Origin of the sequence: Pseudomonas sp. LA5 (assembly GCF_028640825.1) — a bacterium.
Taxonomy (GTDB): domain Bacteria; phylum Pseudomonadota; class Gammaproteobacteria; order Pseudomonadales; family Pseudomonadaceae; genus Chryseomonas; species Chryseomonas aestiva.
In genome coordinates this window covers 28,830-44,602 of sequence record NZ_JAQYZY010000058.1, presented here as the reverse complement: position 1 = coordinate 44,602, position 15,773 = coordinate 28,830, and the positions used below count along the sequence as shown (strand labels likewise).

General features: G+C 68.1%; 17 protein-coding genes. 12 read left to right on the top strand and 5 right to left on the bottom strand.

Annotated features, from left to right (window positions below; all coding sequences use genetic code 11):
• Window positions 1-4: 4 nt before the first annotated feature.
• Together PVZ72_RS22275 and PVZ72_RS22270 are read right to left on the bottom strand one after the other, a co-directional pair.
• Window positions 5-835 (bottom strand): PhzF family phenazine biosynthesis protein, encoded by an 831-nt coding sequence (locus PVZ72_RS22275; RefSeq protein ID WP_187980301.1) that lies wholly within the window; start codon window positions 833-835, stop codon window positions 5-7.
• A gap of 459 nt (window positions 836-1,294) precedes the next feature.
• On the bottom strand, window positions 1,295-2,059 hold the full coding sequence (locus PVZ72_RS22270; RefSeq protein ID WP_273863033.1) for a FadR/GntR family transcriptional regulator: 765 nt from the start codon (window positions 2,057-2,059) through the stop codon (window positions 1,295-1,297).
• A gap of 151 nt (window positions 2,060-2,210) precedes the next feature.
• Here PVZ72_RS22270 and PVZ72_RS22265 point away from each other — a divergent pair, with 151 nt between their 5' ends.
• From PVZ72_RS22265 to PVZ72_RS22245, 5 genes are all read left to right on the top strand, one after another.
• The gene (locus PVZ72_RS22265; RefSeq protein ID WP_133861378.1) at window positions 2,211-2,951 is read left to right on the top strand and encodes an SDR family oxidoreductase; all 741 of its coding nucleotides are present in this window, start codon (window positions 2,211-2,213) and stop codon (window positions 2,949-2,951) included.
• 43 nt (window positions 2,952-2,994) lie between these two features.
• Entirely contained in the window at window positions 2,995-3,843 is an 849-nt protein-coding gene (locus tag PVZ72_RS22260; protein ID WP_108582447.1) for an ureidoglycolate lyase, read from the top strand.
• A 106-nt stretch (window positions 3,844-3,949) separates the two neighbouring features.
• Window positions 3,950-5,242, top strand: coding sequence for an L-fuconate dehydratase (locus PVZ72_RS22255; protein ID WP_273863032.1), 1,293 nt, complete (start codon window positions 3,950-3,952; stop codon window positions 5,240-5,242).
• The gene (locus PVZ72_RS22250; RefSeq protein WP_133861381.1) at window positions 5,239-6,099 is read left to right on the top strand and encodes an amidohydrolase family protein; all 861 of its coding nucleotides are present in this window, start codon (window positions 5,239-5,241) and stop codon (window positions 6,097-6,099) included. Before PVZ72_RS22255 ends, PVZ72_RS22250 begins: the two co-directional genes overlap by 4 nt.
• Window positions 6,096-6,872 (top strand): SDR family oxidoreductase, encoded by a 777-nt coding sequence (locus tag PVZ72_RS22245; protein WP_187980306.1) that lies wholly within the window; start codon window positions 6,096-6,098, stop codon window positions 6,870-6,872. The genes PVZ72_RS22250 and PVZ72_RS22245 overlap by 4 nt, the downstream gene beginning before the upstream one ends.
• Window positions 6,873-7,383: 511 nt before the next feature.
• On the opposite strand, the gene PVZ72_RS22240 is transcribed toward PVZ72_RS22245, so the two are convergent.
• Both PVZ72_RS22240 and PVZ72_RS22235 read right to left on the bottom strand, forming a co-directional pair.
• Window positions 7,384-7,521 (bottom strand): hypothetical protein, encoded by a 138-nt coding sequence (locus tag PVZ72_RS22240; RefSeq protein ID WP_166655913.1) that lies wholly within the window; start codon window positions 7,519-7,521, stop codon window positions 7,384-7,386.
• 60 nt (window positions 7,522-7,581) lie between these two features.
• On the bottom strand, window positions 7,582-8,145 hold the full coding sequence (locus PVZ72_RS22235; RefSeq protein WP_187980307.1) for a TetR/AcrR family transcriptional regulator: 564 nt from the start codon (window positions 8,143-8,145) through the stop codon (window positions 7,582-7,584).
• A 73-nt stretch (window positions 8,146-8,218) separates the two neighbouring features.
• Between PVZ72_RS22235 and PVZ72_RS22230 the strand changes: the two genes are divergently transcribed.
• The 7 genes from PVZ72_RS22230 (at window position 8,219) to PVZ72_RS22200 (ending at window position 15,006) form a co-directional block, all read left to right on the top strand.
• On the top strand, window positions 8,219-9,091 hold the full coding sequence (locus PVZ72_RS22230; RefSeq protein WP_273863031.1) for an alpha/beta hydrolase family protein: 873 nt from the start codon (window positions 8,219-8,221) through the stop codon (window positions 9,089-9,091).
• Window positions 9,092-9,214: 123 nt separating this feature from the next.
• Window positions 9,215-10,333 (top strand): Re/Si-specific NAD(P)(+) transhydrogenase subunit alpha, encoded by a 1,119-nt coding sequence (locus tag PVZ72_RS22225; RefSeq protein WP_273863030.1) that lies wholly within the window; start codon window positions 9,215-9,217, stop codon window positions 10,331-10,333.
• A gap of 35 nt (window positions 10,334-10,368) precedes the next feature.
• A complete protein-coding gene (locus tag PVZ72_RS22220; RefSeq protein WP_133861386.1) occupies window positions 10,369-10,683 on the top strand; it encodes an NAD(P) transhydrogenase subunit alpha in 315 nt (104 codons plus the stop codon).
• Between the two features lies 1 nt (window position 10,684).
• Entirely contained in the window at window positions 10,685-12,121 is a 1,437-nt protein-coding gene (locus PVZ72_RS22215; protein WP_187980309.1) for an NAD(P)(+) transhydrogenase (Re/Si-specific) subunit beta, read from the top strand.
• Between the two features lie 259 nt (window positions 12,122-12,380).
• The gene (locus tag PVZ72_RS22210; RefSeq protein ID WP_273863029.1) at window positions 12,381-13,502 is read left to right on the top strand and encodes a hypothetical protein; all 1,122 of its coding nucleotides are present in this window, start codon (window positions 12,381-12,383) and stop codon (window positions 13,500-13,502) included.
• 124 nt (window positions 13,503-13,626) lie between these two features.
• Window positions 13,627-14,106 (top strand): hypothetical protein, encoded by a 480-nt coding sequence (locus tag PVZ72_RS22205; RefSeq protein ID WP_187980311.1) that lies wholly within the window; start codon window positions 13,627-13,629, stop codon window positions 14,104-14,106.
• Window positions 14,107-14,175: 69 nt separating this feature from the next.
• Window positions 14,176-15,006, top strand: a complete 831-nt coding sequence (locus tag PVZ72_RS22200) for a glucose 1-dehydrogenase (protein ID WP_273863028.1) — start codon at window positions 14,176-14,178, stop codon at window positions 15,004-15,006.
• A gap of 178 nt (window positions 15,007-15,184) precedes the next feature.
• Here PVZ72_RS22200 and PVZ72_RS22195 read toward each other — a convergent pair whose 3' ends face one another.
• A complete protein-coding gene (locus PVZ72_RS22195) occupies window positions 15,185-15,436 on the bottom strand; it encodes a hypothetical protein (protein ID WP_133861391.1) in 252 nt (83 codons plus the stop codon).
• Window positions 15,437-15,773 lie beyond the last annotated feature (337 nt).

The following is a 15,773-nucleotide window of genomic DNA, read 5'->3' as shown; positions in this document are numbered from 1 at the left end:
GTGCCTAGAGGCTAAGGGTGCCGCGGATGCAGTCCTGCACCGCGCCACCCACCCAGATGCGGTCGGCGATACGGGCTACCCGTACCCGGCCGCGCCGGCCCAGCGCCGTGCCCTGGCTGGCCAGGTAGCGCTCCGGCGCCAGGCCCGCCGGGATCAGCCACTGCGCCAGGCTGGCGTTGAGGCTGCCGGTGACCGGGTCTTCGGCGAATTCCTCGCCCATCAGGGCGCGCACCTCGAATTGCGCCTCGGCATCGCTGCCCGTCCAGGGGGCGATCAGGCCGACGTTGAGGCCTTCCAGGGCGGCATAGTCCGGGCGGATCGCCAGCAAGTCCTCACGACTCTCCAGAAGCACCGCGACCCAGCCGGGACCGTTGTCGGCCCACTGGCTGGCCTGGATGCGTTCGGGCGAAAGACCGGTGCCGCGGGCGATGCGTGCCAGGACCTCGGGCTCCACCGCGCCGCCTCGCACCAGCGGCGGCGCGGCAAAGGCCAGTTCCTCTCCGGCGGCACGGATCGCCACCAGGCCGGCGCCGCATTCCTGGATCACCTCGCCGCCCTTGGGTCGTCCGCCTTCACGCAACCAGACATGGCAGCTGCCCAGGGTCGGATGACCGGCGAAGGGCAACTCGCGCTGCGGGGTGAAGATGCGCACCCGGTAGTCCGCCGCTGGATCGGTGGGTTCGAGGAGAAAGGTGGTCTCCGACAGGTTGGTCCAGCGCGCCAGGGCGGCCATCTGCGCGGTGGAAAGCCCATCGGCGCCACAGACCACCGCCAGGGCATTGCCCTCCAGGGGGCGCTGGGCGAAGACATCGACCTGATGAAAGACGAGGGACATGACGGCGGACTCCTGGGGCAAAGAGCCGATTGTCCGCGGTTGGCAGGCGCTAGGAACAGCCACAGCCAGGTGGCCAAGGGGCCGTACAGAAGGGTATTGCGCGTGGGATTCGCGTGGAAAACGCTGCGCGGTTTTCCACTCTACGGTGTTGCCCTACGGCATCGACGCGGGGCTTGCCCTCACCCCAGCCCTCTCCCGGAGGGAAGGGGGGGGGGCGGTTCCGAGCGCAGGGTGGCGCCGCGCACGAATCACCGGTCACCCGTAGGTTGGCGCTGAGCGCAGCGAAGCCCAACGGTCGGACCACCCGCCCTCACCCCAGCCCTCTCCCCGAGGGAGAGGGGGCGGTTCCGAGCGCAGGGCGGCGCCGCGAACGAATCACCGGTCACCCGTAGGTTGGCGCTGAGCGCAGCGAAGCCCAACAGGGGCGTCCGCCCTCACCCCGAAGGAAAGGGCAGTCCCTCACTCCACCGCTGGTCGCCCGAAAATTCGGGTTACCGCATCCAGGTGCGCGGCCATGGCCTGGCGGGCGGCGTCGGGGTCGTGGGCTTCCAGGGCGTCGAGGATGGCGAGGTGCTCCTGCTGGGAGCGGTCGGTCATGTCTTCCGGGGTGTAGCGGCGCTGCAGGAGCTGGAACATGCTGCCGTAGCGATGGCCGAGCAGGTGGCGCAGCAGCAGCGCATAGGCCGGATTGCCGCTGGCCTGGGCGATGCGGATATGGAACAGCCGGTCGCCGGGATGGGTGGTGGAGCCCAGGCGGTTGTCCTCGACGTTGCGACCATAAGCAGCGCGGATGCCGGCCAGTTCGCTGGCGCTGGCGTGCCGGGCGGCCAGGGCGGCGGCTTCCGGTTCCACCAGGCGGCGCGCCTGCAGCAGGGCGAAGGGCGGGATCTCGGCGTCCAGATCCAGCGCCAGGCTCAGCTCCGGATCCATCTCCGCCCATTGGCCACGCCCAGCCAGCTCCAGCACCGGGGTGTCCGGTGGCGGCGGGGCACTGGGGGCGCAGACCCGTACGCCGTCGCCGACGCGCACGTCCACCAGGCCGATCACCTCCAGGGCGATCAGCGCCTCGCGCACCGAGGCGCGACTCACCCCCAGTTGCTTGGCCAGTTCGCGCTCGGCGGGCAGGCAACTGCCCGGCGGGTATTCGCCGCCGTCGATAAGGGCGCGCAACTGGTCGGCGATCTGCCGGTAAAGCCGTGGTTTTTCAATCACCTGAAGGGGCATGGCGGTCTCGTCTCATGCAGCTCGCGCAGTCTGCCGCGAAAAAATCCTTGCCTGAGAGCCTAGCAGGGTCTAAACAATAGGACCAATGGCCTGACCATTGACCGCTGGCGGTCGGGCACCTCACAACAATAATCAGCCAAGAGGTCTCCACATGAGTCACGCAGGCAAACGCGTCCTGGTCACCGCCGCCGGCCAGGGGATCGGCCGGGCCACCGCCCTCGCCTTCCATCGCGCCGGTGCCGAGGTCATCGCCACCGACATCAATGCCGCCGCCCTGGACAGCCTCGAAGGGCTGCAGACCCGGGTGCTCGACGTCACCGACGCGGCCGCCGTGACCGCCCTGGTCGCCGAGCTGGGTAGCTTCGACGTGCTGTTCAACTGCGCCGGCTATGTCCACGCCGGCAGCATCCTCGATTGCGACGAAGAGGCCTGGCGCTTCTCCTTCGAACTCAATGCCACCGCCATGTACCGGATGATCCGCGCCGTGCTGCCCGGCATGCTGGCCCAGGGCGGCGGCTGCATCATCAACATGGCCTCGATCGCCTCCAGCCTCAAGGGCGTGGCCAATCGCTGCGCCTATGGCGCCAGCAAGGCGGCGGTGATCGGCCTGACCAAGTCGGTGGCCGCCGACTACGTCGGCCAGGGCATCCGCTGCAACGCCATCTGCCCCGGCACCGTGGATTCCCCCTCGCTGCACCAGCGCATCGCCGACCAGGCCGCCCGCGAAGGCCGCAGCGAAGCCGAGGTGCAGGCCGCCTTCGCCGCCCGCCAGCCGATGGGTCGCGTCGGTCGGCCGGAGGAGATCGCCGCCCTCGCCCTGTATCTTGCCTCCGACGCCGCCGCCTTCGTCACCGGGACCGCCCAGGTGATCGATGGTGGCTGGAGCGTCTGACGCCGTTTTTCGTCCGCACCCTTTTCCCCTCATAGGAGCTCCGATGAAACTCTTGCGCTACGGCCCCCAGGGCCAGGAAAAACCCGGTCTGCTGGATGCCCAGGGCCGGCTTCGCGATCTCTCCGGCCAGGTGGCCGACCTCGCCGGCGAAGCGCTCGGCGCCGAGTCCCTGGCCCGCTTGCGCCAGCTGGACCCAAACAGTCTGCCGCTGGTGGACGGCACCCCGCGCCTGGGCCCCTGCGTGGGTCGGGTCGGCAAGTTCATCTGCATCGGTCTCAACTACGCCGACCACGCCGCCGAATCCGGCCTGGACGTACCCAAGGAACCGGTGGTGTTCAACAAGTGGACCAGCGCCATCTGCGGTCCCAACGACGCGGTGCAGATCCCCCGCGACTCGACCAAGACCGACTGGGAAGTGGAGCTGGGCGTGGTGATCGGCAAGGCCGGACGCTACATCGACGAGGCCAATGCCCTGGACCATGTGGCCGGCTATTGCGTGGTCAACGACGTCTCCGAGCGCGAGTGGCAACTCGAACGCGGCGGCACCTGGGACAAGGGCAAGGGCTTCGACACCTTCGGCCCGCTCGGCCCCTGGCTGGTCACCGCCGACGAGGTGGCCGATCCGCAAAATCTCGATCTCTGGCTGGAGGTGGACGGCCACCGCTACCAGAACGGCAACACCCGCACCATGATCTTCACGGTGGCCCAGATCATCGCCTACCTCAGCCGCTGCATGAGCCTGCAACCGGGTGACGTCATCTCCACCGGCACCCCGCCGGGCGTGGGCATGGGCGTCAAGCCGCAGTCGGTGTACCTCAAGCCCGGCCAGGAAATGCGCCTGGGCATCCAGGGCCTGGGCGAGCAGCACCAGCGCACCGTCGCCGCCGACTAGACCCGACAGCCCCATCCCTGCCTATCAGCCTCCCCGTGCCCGCTTTCATCGAGCGGGCACGGGGCCGGGCTCGCTCAGCCCGCGAAATCCCCTCGAGGACAGCGCCATGCCAACAACAATTACCGGCCTGCAGATCGAAGACATCCGCTTCCCCACCAGCCAGGCGCTGGATGGCTCCGATGCCATGAACCCCGATCCGGACTACTCCGCCGCCTACGTCATCCTGCAGACCGACCAGCCGGGGCTGGAAGGCCACGGTCTCACCTTCACCATCGGCCGCGGCAACGAGATCTGCTGCGCCGCCCTGCGCGCCCTGGAGCCGCGGGTGCGCGGCCTGACCCTGGAGTGGATCCAGGAAGATCCGGGCCGCTTCTGGCGCCATATCACCGGCGACAGCCAGTTGCGCTGGATCGGCCCGGACAAGGGCGCCATCCACCTGGCCACCGGCGCGGTGGTCAACGCCGCCTGGGACCTCTGGGCGCGCGCCGTGGGCAAGCCGGTCTGGCGCCTGGTAGCGGAGATGAGCCCCGAGGAGCTGGTGCGCTGCATCGACTTCCGCTATCTCACCGACTGCATCACTCCCGAAGAGGCCCTGGCCCTGCTGCGCCAGTGCGCCGAGGGCAAGGCCGAGCGGCTGCAGCGCCTCGAAGCCGAGGGCTATCCCTGCTACACCACCTCGGCCGGCTGGCTCGGCTATCCCGACGACAAGCTGCGCCGCCTCTGCCAGGAGGCCATCGACGCCGGCTTCTCCCACATCAAGCTCAAGGTCGGTCGCGACCTCGCCGACGACATCCGCCGGGTGCGCATCGCCCGCGAGGTGATCGGCCCCGAGCGCCACCTGATGATCGACGCCAACCAGGTGTGGGAAGTCGGCGAGGCCATCGACTGGGTGCGCGAACTGGCGTTCGCCAAGCCCTGGTTCATCGAGGAGCCCACCAGCCCCGACGACGTGGAAGGCCATCGCGCCATCCGCGAGGCGGTGGCGCCGGTCAAGGTGGCCACCGGCGAGATGTGCCAGAACCGCATCCTCTTCAAGCAATTCATCATGCGCGGCGGTCTGGACGTGGTGCAGCTCGACGCCTGCCGCCTGGGCGGCCTCAACGAGGTGCTGGCGGTACAGCTGATGGCCGCCAAGTACGACCTGCCGGTCTGTCCCCATGCCGGCGGCGTGGGCCTCTGCGAATACGTGCAGCACCTGGCGATGATCGACTACCTCTGCGTCGCCGGCACCCATGAGGGCCGGGTGGTGGAATACGTCGACCACCTCCACGAACACTTCGAGGACCCCTGCCGGGTGCGCGGCGCCGCCTACCTGGCACCCCAGGCGCCGGGTTTCTCCATCGCCATCAAGGCCGCCTCCCGGGCGCGATATCGCCATGCCGGGGAGCAGCCGTCATGAGCCCGCGCCTGGATGCCCACCAGCATTTCTGGCGTTATCGGCCGGCCGAATTCGCCTGGATCGACGGGCGCATGGCCGGCCTGCAAAGGGACCACCTGCCCGCCGATCTGCAACCGCACCTGCAGCGCGCCGGTTTCGACGGCTGCGTCGCCGTCCAGGCGCGCACCCTGGAAGAAGAGACGGACTTTCTGCTCGACCTCGCCGCCCGGACGCCCTGGGTGCAGGCGGTGGTCGGCTGGACCGATCTGCGCGCCGCCGACCTGGTGGCGCGCCTGGAACGTCGCCAGGGCAGTCGTCACCTGCGCGGTTTTCGCCATCCGGTGCAGGACGAGGCCGATCCCGGCGCCTGGCTGGCCGATGCCGCCGCCAACCAGGGCGTCGCCACCCTGCAGCGGCATGGCTATCTCTATGAACTGCTGATCCACGCCGAGACCCTGCCCGCCGCCACCGCCTTCGCCGCGCGCCACGACCACGGCGTGCTGGTGCTGGACCACCTGGGCAAGCCGCCGGGCCGAGTGGCGCCTGCGGAATACGCCCGGTTGCTGGCGCCCCTGGCGCGGCTGCCCCATGTGCATTGCAAGCTGTCCGGGCTGGTCACCGAGGCCGACTGGCACGGCTGGCAGGCGGAGCAGTTGCTGCCCTATGCGCGCATCGCCCTGGAGGCCTTCGGGCCGGAGCGGCTGCTGTTCGGCTCCGACTGGCCGGTCTGCACCCTGGCCGCCAGTTACGCCGAGGTGGTCGACCTGGCCGAACAGGCGCTGCTGGATCTCACGCCCAGTGAGCGCGAAGCGGTCTTTGGCGGCAACGCGGCCCGCCTCTATGGCCTCGGCACCCAGCCACGGGAGAAGGTGGCATGAATCTGCAGCTGACCGACAAGGTGTTCCTGATCACCGGCGGCGGCTCCGGCATCGGCGCCGCCATCTCCCTGGCCCTGGCCGCCGAAGGCGCCATTCCGGTGATCCTCGCCCGCGAGCCGCTGGCGGCCGACTTCGCCGCGCAACTGGCCGAATGTCAGCCCAGGGCGCGGGCCGTCACCGTGGAGCTGTGCGACGAAGCCGCTTGCGAGCGGACCGTGGCCGCGGTGCAGGATGCCTATGGGCGCATCGACGGACTGGTCAACAACGCCGGGGTCAATGATGGCGTGAGTCTCAGCGCGGGTCGCGCCGCCTTCGTCGCCTCCCTGGAACGCAATCTGGTGCACTATTACCACCTGGCGCACCTCTGCCTGCCGGCGCTGCGCGCCAGCACCGGCGCCATCGTCAACATCGCCTCCAAGACCGCCCTCTCCGGCCAGGGCGACACCAGCGGCTACACCGCGGCCAAGGGCGGCGTGCTGGCCCTGACCCGGGAATGGGCCGCCTCGCTGCTGGACGACGGCATCCGCGTCAACGCGGTGATCCCCGCCGAGGTCATGACCCCGCTCTACGAACGCTGGCTGCAGGGCTTTCCCGACCCGGCCGCCAAGCTTGCCGCCATAACCGCGCGCATTCCCCTCGGCCGGCGCATGACCACCCCGGAGGAGATCGCCGACACCGTGGCCTTCCTGCTGTCGCCACGCTCCAGCCATACGACAGGCCAGTGGCTGAGCGTGGATGGCGGCTACCTGCATCTGGATCGGGCGCTGACGTGAAGACGTGGCCGTAGGTTGGCACTGAGCGCAGCGAAGCCCAACAAGGGGCAGGCGACCTCACCCCAACCCTCTCCCAGAGGGAGAGGGGGCGGTTCAGCGGATCGTGTTCAGGTTCGGCGTTAGCCGAGATCATCGGCGCGTGAAAAAGCCGCGCGCTCGACGTAGGTTGGCGCTGAGCACAGCGAAGCCCAACGAAGAGGACCACGGCAAGGCACCTGTAGCGTGGACAACGGCGCAGCCTTGTCCACCCGCCGGGCACCGAAACCGCCGCTAAGGTGCAGGCCTGCCGCCGTGACCACCCTCACCCCAACCCTCTCCCGGAGGAGAGGGGGTGGCATCGGTGTCAGTGGCAGGATCATCCGTACGTGGAAAACGCTGCACGGTTTTCCACGCTACCCATCCACCGGAGGTTGGCGCTGAGCACAGCGAAGCCCAACGAAGAGGACCGCAGCGAGGCACCTGTAGCGTGGACAACGGCGCAGCCTTGTCCACCCGCCGGGCACCCAACTCGCTAACGCTTCGGACTCAAGGGACTGTCGTCCTGGTCTTCGCGCTCCTCGGTGGTGGTGGTGTTCGCCGAATCCGGCACGTCGCCGTATTCGTCGTAGTCGTGGGGGGTCTGCTGGTCGTCCGCGGGTTCGGGATTCATGAGGTACTCCAATAAAAGAAGTGCCCTCGGTGGAGTCCACCAGCCCTGGTGGCGTTCCCGCTAGACCAGCGCCACCAGACGTTCGGCCACCCGGTCGAAGGGGTCGATGCTGCGCTGGGCCCGGCACAGCGGGATCACTCCCTGCACCGCCGCCACCAGCAGCGTGGCCAGCCCCGTGGCCGCTTGCTCTGTATGGCCGTGCTCGACCAGCGCCACCTGCAAGCGCGCCTCCCAGCGGCGATAGATGCCCGCCGCCGCGTCCAGCTCGCGCTGGGCGATCTCGTCCACCGGTTCTTCCACCGCCACCGCCATCACCGGGCAGCCGACGCGAAAATCCGAGTCCAGCAGGATGTCGCGCCACAGGCGCAAAAAGCCCTGGATCCCCGCCAGCGCCCCGGCCTGCAGCTGCCGCTCCAGATCGCGACTGACCTGGGCGCCGGCCAGCTCCACCGCTTCCACCACCAGCTGGTGCTTGCCGCCGGGAAAGTGATGATAGGTGGACCCCAGCGGCGCCTCGGCGCGCTTGATGGTCTCGCGGATGCTGGTGGCATTGAGGCCGTGCTGCGCCAGCATGGCCGACGCCGCCACCACCACCCGCTCCCGTACCGTCGACTGCTCGGTCATCCATTCTCCTTGCTATGACAGTCGTCATAATCTACCGTCCAGCCATTATAACAACTGTCATAGGGACCACCCCATGCCAAGCGACGCCCTCGTCGAGGATTTGATCACCGCGGACGGTTATCGCCTCAGCACCAGTCGCTTTCCCGCCCAGGGGCCGCTGCAGGGACGGCTGATCGTCGCCGGCGCCACCGCCGTGCCCCAGGGCTTCTACCGGCGTTTCGCCCAGCACGCCGCGGCCCGCGGTTTCGAGACCCTGACCCTGGACTATCGCGGTGTCGGTCGCTCGGCGCCGGCCTCGCTCAAGGGCTTTCGCATGGACCTGCTGGACTGGGCGCGCCAGGACCTCGCCGCCGCAGTGGACGCCATGGCCCAGGGCGACGTCCCCCTCTACCTGGTCGGCCACTCCTATGGCGGCCATGCCTTCGGCCTCCTGCCCAACCATGCCAAGGTCGCCGGCTTCTATGTCTTCGGCACCAGCGCCGGCTGGTACGGCTACATGCCGCCGCTGGAAAGACTCAAGGTGCTGACCATGTGGAAACTGGTGCTGCCGGTGCTGACCTGGTGGAAGGGCTACTGCCCCTGGAGCGCCCTGGGCCTGGGCGAAGACCTGCCGCGCGACGTCTATCGCCAGTGGCGCCACTGGTGCAGCTATCCCCACTACTTCTTCGACGACCCGGCCATGCAGGGCATCGAAGCCGGATATGCCGCGGTGCGCACCCCCATCGTCGCGGTCAACGCCCTGGACGATCTCTGGGCCACCCCGCGCTCGCGCGACGCCTTCATGCAGGCCTATCGCAACGTCGACCTGCAGCGCGAAGACCTCGACCCCCGCCAGCACGGCGGCGCCATCGGCCACATGGGTTATTTCCGCGCCAGCGCCGAGCCACTCTGGGACCGCGCCCTGGACTGGTTCGCCGCCCTGCCCCGGGCACCGGGCGTGAACTGAGCCCCGAACAGGCCGCCCCAGGGCGTGCCTGTCGCTTTTCCAAAAGCTCTCCGTCGTTTCCGGACAGTCATCCCGCTGCCCCAGGTCCCATTGTGGCGGCACGAATAACAAGGAGAAACACCCGTGCTGATCGGCATCCCGATGGAAACCGGTGCGGGGGAAACGCGCGTGGCCGCGACCCCCGAGACCCTCAAGAAACTGATCGGCCAGGGCCACCAGGTGGTGGTGCAACGGGGTGCTGGCGAGCGCGCCAGCGTGCCCGACGCGGCCTATGCCGCCAACGGTGCCCAGCTCGGCGATGCCGCCGCGGCCCTGGGCGCCGACCTGGTGCTCAAGGTGGCGGCGCCCGATGCCACCGAGCTGGCGCTGATGAAGCCCGGCGCCGTGCTGATCGGCATGCTCAACCCCTTCGCCCAAGAGACCCTGGACCAGCTCAACGCCCGCGGCCTCACCGCCTTCGCCCTGGAAGCGGCGCCGCGCACCTCCCGCGCCCAGAGCCTGGACGTGCTCTCCTCCCAGGCCAACATCGCCGGCTACAAGGCGGTGATGCTGGCCGCCGACCACTATCCGCGCTTCATGCCCATGCTGATGACCGCCGCCGGCACGGTGAAGGCCGCGCGGGTGCTGATCCTTGGCGCCGGGGTGGCCGGCCTGCAGGCCATCGCCACCGCCAAGCGCCTCGGCGCGGTGATCGAGGCCTCGGACGTGCGTCCGGCGGTCAAGGAGCAGATCGAGTCCCTCGGCGCCAAGTTCGTCGACGTGCCCTTCGAGACCGAGGAAGAACGCCAGTGCGCCGAAGGCGTCGGCGGCTATGCGCGGCCCATGCCGGCCACCTGGATGGAGCGCCAGGCCAAGGCCGTGCACGAGCGCGCCAGGCAGGCCGACATCGTCATCACCACCGCGCTGATCCCCGGTCGCCGCGCCCCCACCCTGCTGCACGAAGCCACCGTGGCCGAGATGAAGCCTGGCTCGGTGGTCGTCGACCTGGCCGCCAGCCAGGGCGGCAACTGCCCGCTGACCGAGCTGGACCAGGTGGTGGTCAGGCACGGCGTCACCCTGGTCGGCTACGGCAACCTGGCCGCCCGGGTGCCGGCGGACGCCTCGGCGCTCTATGCCCGCAACCTGCTGGACTTTCTCAAGCTGGTACTCAGGGACGGGGCCTTCCACCTCGACCTGGCCGACGACATCGTCGCCGCCTGCCTGATGTGCCACGGCGGCGAATTGCGCCGCAAGAACGCCTGAGCGCCCGCTCTCCGCCCCTCACAAGGACTGCCCCCATGGACCTGATTTCCGACGGCCTCTACAACCTGATCATCTTCGTGCTGGCCATCTATGTCGGCTACCACGTGGTCTGGAACGTCACCCCCGCGCTGCACACCCCGCTGATGGCGGTGACCAACGCCATCTCCGCCATCGTCATCGTCGGCGCCATGCTCGCCGCGGCCCTCACCGTCACCCCGCTGGGCAAGACCATGGGCACCCTGGCCGTGGCCCTGGCGGCGGTCAACGTCTTCGGCGGCTTCCTAGTCACCCGCCGCATGCTGGAGATGTTCAAGAAGAAGGCCCCCAAGGCCCCGGCGGAGCAGCGCTGACATGAGCATGAACCTCATCACCCTGCTCTACCTCGTCGCCTCGGTGTGCTTCATCCAGGCGCTCAAGGGCCTTTCCCACCCCACCACCTCGCGCCGCGGCAACGCCTTCGGCATGGCCGGCATGACCCTCGCCGTGCTCACCACCCTGGCGCTGATCCACAAGCTCGGCAGCGAGCTGGCAGTACAGGGCATCGGCTACGTCATCGTCGGCCTGCTGGTGGGCGGCAGCGCCGGCGCCTACATGGCCAAGCGCGTGGAAATGACCAAGATGCCCGAGCTGGTCGCCTTCATGCACAGCATGATCGGCCTGGCCGCGGTGTTCATCGCCATCGCCGCGGTGGTCGAGCCGCAGTCCCTGGGCATCGTCGCCACCTTCGGCCAAGCGATCCCCAGCGGCAACCGCCTGGAGCTGTTCCTCGGCGCGGCCATCGGCGCCATCACCTTCTCCGGTTCGGTGATCGCCTTCGGCAAGCTCTCCGGCAAATACAAGTTCCGCCTGTTCCAGGGCGCCCCGGTGCGCTTCGCCGGCCAGCACCCGCTCAACCTGGTGATCGGCCTGGCCATCCTTGCCCTGGGCCTGGTCTTCACCTTCAGCGGCAACCTTGGCGCCTTCGCCGTGCTGGTGGCCCTGGCCTTCATCATCGGCGTGCTGATCATCATCCCCATCGGCGGCGCCGACATGCCGGTGGTGGTCTCCATGCTCAACAGCTACTCCGGCTGGGCCGCCGCCGGCATCGGCTTCTCGCTCAACAACTCCATGCTGATCATCGCCGGCTCGCTGGTGGGATCGAGCGGCGCCATCCTCTCCTACATCATGTGCAAGGCGATGAACCGCTCCTTCTTCAACGTCATCCTCGGCGGCTTCGGCGGCGCGACGGAAGCCGCGGCCAGCAATGGCAGCGGCGAGCAGCGCCCGGTCAAAGCCGGCTCGGCGGACGACGCCGCCTTCCTGCTCGGCAACGCCGACAGCGTCATCATCGTCCCCGGCTACGGCCTGGCCGTCGCCCGCGCCCAGCACGCGCTCAAGGAGCTGACCGAAAAGCTGGTCCATAACGGCGTGACGGTGAAATACGCCATCCACCCGGTGGCCGGCCGCATGCCCGGCCATATGAACGTGCTCTTGGCCGAGGCCGAGGTGCCCTACGACCAGGTGTTCGAGATGGACGACATCAACTCCGAATTCGGCCAGGCCGACGTGGTGCTGGTGCTCGGCGCCAACGACGTGGTCAACCCGGCCGCCAAGAACGACCCCACCTCCCCCATCGCCGGCATGCCCATCCTCGAAGCCTTCAAGGCCAAGACGATCATCGTCAACAAGAGATCCATGGCCAGCGGCTACGCGGGTCTGGACAACGAACTCTTCTACCTGGACAAGACCCTGATGGTCTTTGGCGATGCCAAGAAGGTCATCGAGGAGATGGTCAAGGCGGTGGATTAAGCCGTGGCTCCTCGCGACCGCCTGAGTGGTCGCGAGGAGCTGTTCGTTGGCACCCCATAAGACATACGTTTCTCTCTCGAAGTCTTTAGGCTTACGCACTCAACGCAAGGCTATTCAAGCAAGGATCAGCATCGCTCCTTCGACCGATTGCGCCTTCAGCCTTACTAATCAGATTATTTCTCAGCGCCTCACCTATCCCCTACCCCCCAATCGAACGCTCACGCTCCGGGCTCTCCCAGCCCTCACAAGGACCGTCCCCATGCCAACCTCCCGCTCCCTCCTGGTCGCGTTGCTGCTAGCCAACACCGGTGCCGCCTGGGCCGCGTCCAATACGGCCAACGTCCAGCAGAACGGCGGCTTCAACGTGGTGAACCTGAACCAGGGCAGCGAGCTGTCGGCGCGCAACCAGGCGGATATCCAGCAGCGCGGCAGTTTTCTCAATGCCCAGGTCACCCAGCAGAACGATGCCGATGACCGCGTGCGGGTGCTGCAGACCAATGGCAAGAGCGCTGTCGAGATCAACCAGGCGTGGGGCTCGCAGCGCCTGGTGGATATCGAGCAGCGCGATGGCGGCTATGACCGGGTGCAGGTCGATCAGGGGCCGGGCAGTGGTAACGAGACGGTGGTGCGGCAGAGTGGTTTGCGGCAGGACACCTCTGTCCATCAGGACGGCGGCTATCACCGCATAGATATCGAGCAGGACAGCTACGCCGCAGGCCAGAACACCCTGACGGTGCGGCAGGATGGCCTCGACGGCAAGCTCGACCTGGCGCAGCATGGTGACCGCCAGGACCTGCAGGTGACCAGTTTCGGCCTGCGCAACGGGGTCTGGGTGAGCCAGAACGGCGAGGACTCCAAGACGCTCATCGAGCAGCGCGGCAATGACAACTATGTCGGCCTCAAGCAGGCTGGCGAGCGGGTGGATTCCAAGGTGGTGCAGGAAGGCAACGGCAACGATGCCCGGGTCCGGCACTCCAGCGGCTACTCGCGCCCCAGCAGCGTCGACATCGCCCAGCGCGGCGATCTCAACCGCGCCGATGTCAATGTCTATGGCGTGGGCAGCACCCTGACCCTGGCGCAGACCGGTAACGGCAATGGCGCCTCTGCCACCGTCTCGGGCGAGGGCAATCAGCTGGACCTCGCGTCCACTGGCGACGGCAATGGCATCAATGCCTATTACCTCGGCAACGACGGCCAACTGAAGGTGGATCAGCAGGGCAACGGCCTTGGGGTAACGGCCTACGTCACCGGCGACGCCTCCCGCATCACCGCCAGCCAGAGCGGCTTCCAGCACACCGCCGACCTGACCCAGAACACCGCCGGCAATGCCATCAACATCACCCAGAGCGGCTTTTCCAACCACGCCGTCATCCGCCAGTAGTCAGGGATCAGCGGGGCCAGCCCCCGCGCGCTCCGGCGGCGGCTGAGGTTGCTGCCGCCCCGCTCGCTCAATCTTTGCCCCAGGCGGCCGCTACCCTTGAGATGTACCTTTCAAGGAGTCCGCGATGTCCAGCACGCTGTCGGTGAATGGCATTGGCCACGGCATCTTGCGCGCGCCCACGCTCAGGCTGGGTGGCGCGACTGCCAAGCCCACCGCCGAGGACGAGGCGGCCAAGGTGGAGCAAGCCAAGAAGTCCAAGGGCATCGGCAAGCCCAATCCGCTGAACCAGATCAAGGACCAGGCCGAAGCCGACGCCGCCCCTGCCAGCGAGAAAGGCAGCACCGGCAACAAGACCCTGGATAGCCTGCAGAAAGCCATCGACATGGCCAAGCGGCAACTGGAGCTGGCGCAGAAGCAGTTGCGCGCGGTGGAGGCCCGGAGCAAGGGCGAAGGCAAGGCTGACGAGGCCAGCCAGGCCGCGCGCGAGGCCGCCCAGGCCAATGTCGCTGCCGCCAGCGAGGCCCTGACGACCGCCTATGCTGCCTACACCGAAGCCCTGAAGAAGGCCGGCGAAACCACCAGCGGGGTCAGCGCCCGGGCGTGATGCTGGCCCCCTGACCGAACCACCTGGGCTACCCTCGGAGGCTAGTCACGATCTGGAGGGCGCACTCGCATGGCAGCCAGACTCAAGGACAAGACCGCGCTGGTCACTGGCGCGGCCCAGGGCATAGGCGCCGCCATCGCCCGGGCCTTCGCGGCGGAAGGCGCCTTCGTCTATATCACCGACCTCAACGCTGACCTTGGCCGCGCCGTCGCCGCCGAGCTGGGGGACGGTGCCTGCTACCTGCCCCTGGACGTGCGCCTGGAAGCCGACTGGCAGCAGATCACGCGGCAGATCCTCGATGAGCGCGGCCGGCTGGATGTGCTGGTGAACAACGCGGGGATCACCGGCTTCGAACAGGGCATGGTGGCCCACGACCCGGAACACGCCAGTCTCGAAGACTGGCATGCGGTGCATCGCACCAATCTCGATGGCGTCTTTCTCGGCTGCAAATACGGCATCCGTGCCATGCGGCAGGCAGGCGCCGGGTCCATCATCAATATTTCGTCGCGCTCCGGGCTGGTAGGCATCCCCGGCGCGGCGGCCTATGCCTCGTCCAAGGCGGCCGTGCGCAATCACAGCAAGACGGTAGCGCTCTATTGCGCGGAGCAGGGCCTGGCTATCCGCTGCAATTCCATCCATCCCGCCGCCATCCTCACGCCCATGTGGGAGCCCATGCTGGGCGATGGCCCGGACCGCGCGGCGCGCATGGCGGCGCTGGTGCGAGACACGCCGCTGCGGCGCTTTGGCCGCCCCGAGGAGGTGGCGGCCGTCGCGCTGCTGCTGGCGTCGGACGAAGCCGCCTACATGACCGGCAGCGAGCTGAATCTGGACGGCGGCCTGCTGGCCGGTTCGGCGGTGACGCCCGCGACGGCGGAAGCGCCCTCGCCCACTCCTCCCTGACCTTGACGCTCAGCCGCCATTGGGCGCCAGGCTGTCCGGCCAGGTCCTCGCGGCGGCGGCCAGAGGTCCGTACTGGCGATGTCGATATCCATCGCCAGCAGTCCGCCGTGGCCATCCGTGAGCAGCCACCTGCGGCAGGCCCTAGGCCGGCTGCCAGGTAGAAGGATCGCGCAGGTCGCTAGCTATCCGGATAGATGTCTGCCGCGGTGATGTCCGGGAGGCTGCCGCCGGCGCGCAATTCGTTGATGGCGTCGCGGATCACCTCGTAGAGCAGCGCCGTGTTGCGCACCAGGGCTTGGTTGAGGGTACGCGACACCCGCGCCGGCCGGGCGGGGTCGATGAGGGTGATCAGCAGGTTGTCACCCTGGGATTGGATTTCGTGCTTGATGGGAGGGTCCAGCGCCGCCAGTTGACTACGAAGAGCTTGCATAGAGCCAAGGGTTCTCCAGGTGGTATTGCTCCTTACGACTCGACCGCTGGCGCCCGTGTTCCAGCGCTTCGCTCGCCAACGTCGGTCAGGGCTGACGGGAGCCCTTACCCGCCCCGCCCTGCACAGCGCCGTTTCACAACGGGCGCGCACCTGACCCTCAGCGCACCGACTCAGCGGCGGAGACGAGAGAGTGCCTGGCTGCGGCGGGACGACTGCCGCGGTGGCCGAGCGACTGAGTTGTCAGCGGCGCCGTTAGGACTTATACCTTTCGATTCATCATTATTTTAATAAGAAACGGAAAGGCCTCAATGAACAGCATTCGCACCGTGCGACGCGC

Coding starts and splice junctions, on each gene's coding strand:
- PVZ72_RS22275 (WP_187980301.1), bottom strand. CDS start 835: ATGTCCCTCGTCTTTCATCAGGTCGATGTCTTCGCCCAGCGCCCCCTG.
- PVZ72_RS22270 (WP_273863033.1), bottom strand. CDS start 2,059: ATGCCCCTTCAGGTGATTGAAAAACCACGGCTTTACCGGCAGATCGCC.
- PVZ72_RS22265 (WP_133861378.1), top strand. CDS start 2,211: ATGAGTCACGCAGGCAAACGCGTCCTGGTCACCGCCGCCGGCCAGGGG.
- PVZ72_RS22260 (WP_108582447.1), top strand. CDS start 2,995: ATGAAACTCTTGCGCTACGGCCCCCAGGGCCAGGAAAAACCCGGTCTG.
- PVZ72_RS22255 (WP_273863032.1), top strand. CDS start 3,950: ATGCCAACAACAATTACCGGCCTGCAGATCGAAGACATCCGCTTCCCC.
- PVZ72_RS22250 (WP_133861381.1), top strand. CDS start 5,239: ATGAGCCCGCGCCTGGATGCCCACCAGCATTTCTGGCGTTATCGGCCG.
- PVZ72_RS22245 (WP_187980306.1), top strand. CDS start 6,096: ATGAATCTGCAGCTGACCGACAAGGTGTTCCTGATCACCGGCGGCGGC.
- PVZ72_RS22240 (WP_166655913.1), bottom strand. CDS start 7,521: ATGAATCCCGAACCCGCGGACGACCAGCAGACCCCCCACGACTACGAC.
- PVZ72_RS22235 (WP_187980307.1), bottom strand. CDS start 8,145: ATGACCGAGCAGTCGACGGTACGGGAGCGGGTGGTGGTGGCGGCGTCG.
- PVZ72_RS22230 (WP_273863031.1), top strand. CDS start 8,219: ATGCCAAGCGACGCCCTCGTCGAGGATTTGATCACCGCGGACGGTTAT.
- PVZ72_RS22220 (WP_133861386.1), top strand. CDS start 10,369: ATGGACCTGATTTCCGACGGCCTCTACAACCTGATCATCTTCGTGCTG.
- PVZ72_RS22215 (WP_187980309.1), top strand. CDS start 10,685: ATGAGCATGAACCTCATCACCCTGCTCTACCTCGTCGCCTCGGTGTGC.
- PVZ72_RS22210 (WP_273863029.1), top strand. CDS start 12,381: ATGCCAACCTCCCGCTCCCTCCTGGTCGCGTTGCTGCTAGCCAACACC.
- PVZ72_RS22205 (WP_187980311.1), top strand. CDS start 13,627: ATGTCCAGCACGCTGTCGGTGAATGGCATTGGCCACGGCATCTTGCGC.
- PVZ72_RS22200 (WP_273863028.1), top strand. CDS start 14,176: ATGGCAGCCAGACTCAAGGACAAGACCGCGCTGGTCACTGGCGCGGCC.
- PVZ72_RS22195 (WP_133861391.1), bottom strand. CDS start 15,436: ATGCAAGCTCTTCGTAGTCAACTGGCGGCGCTGGACCCTCCCATCAAG.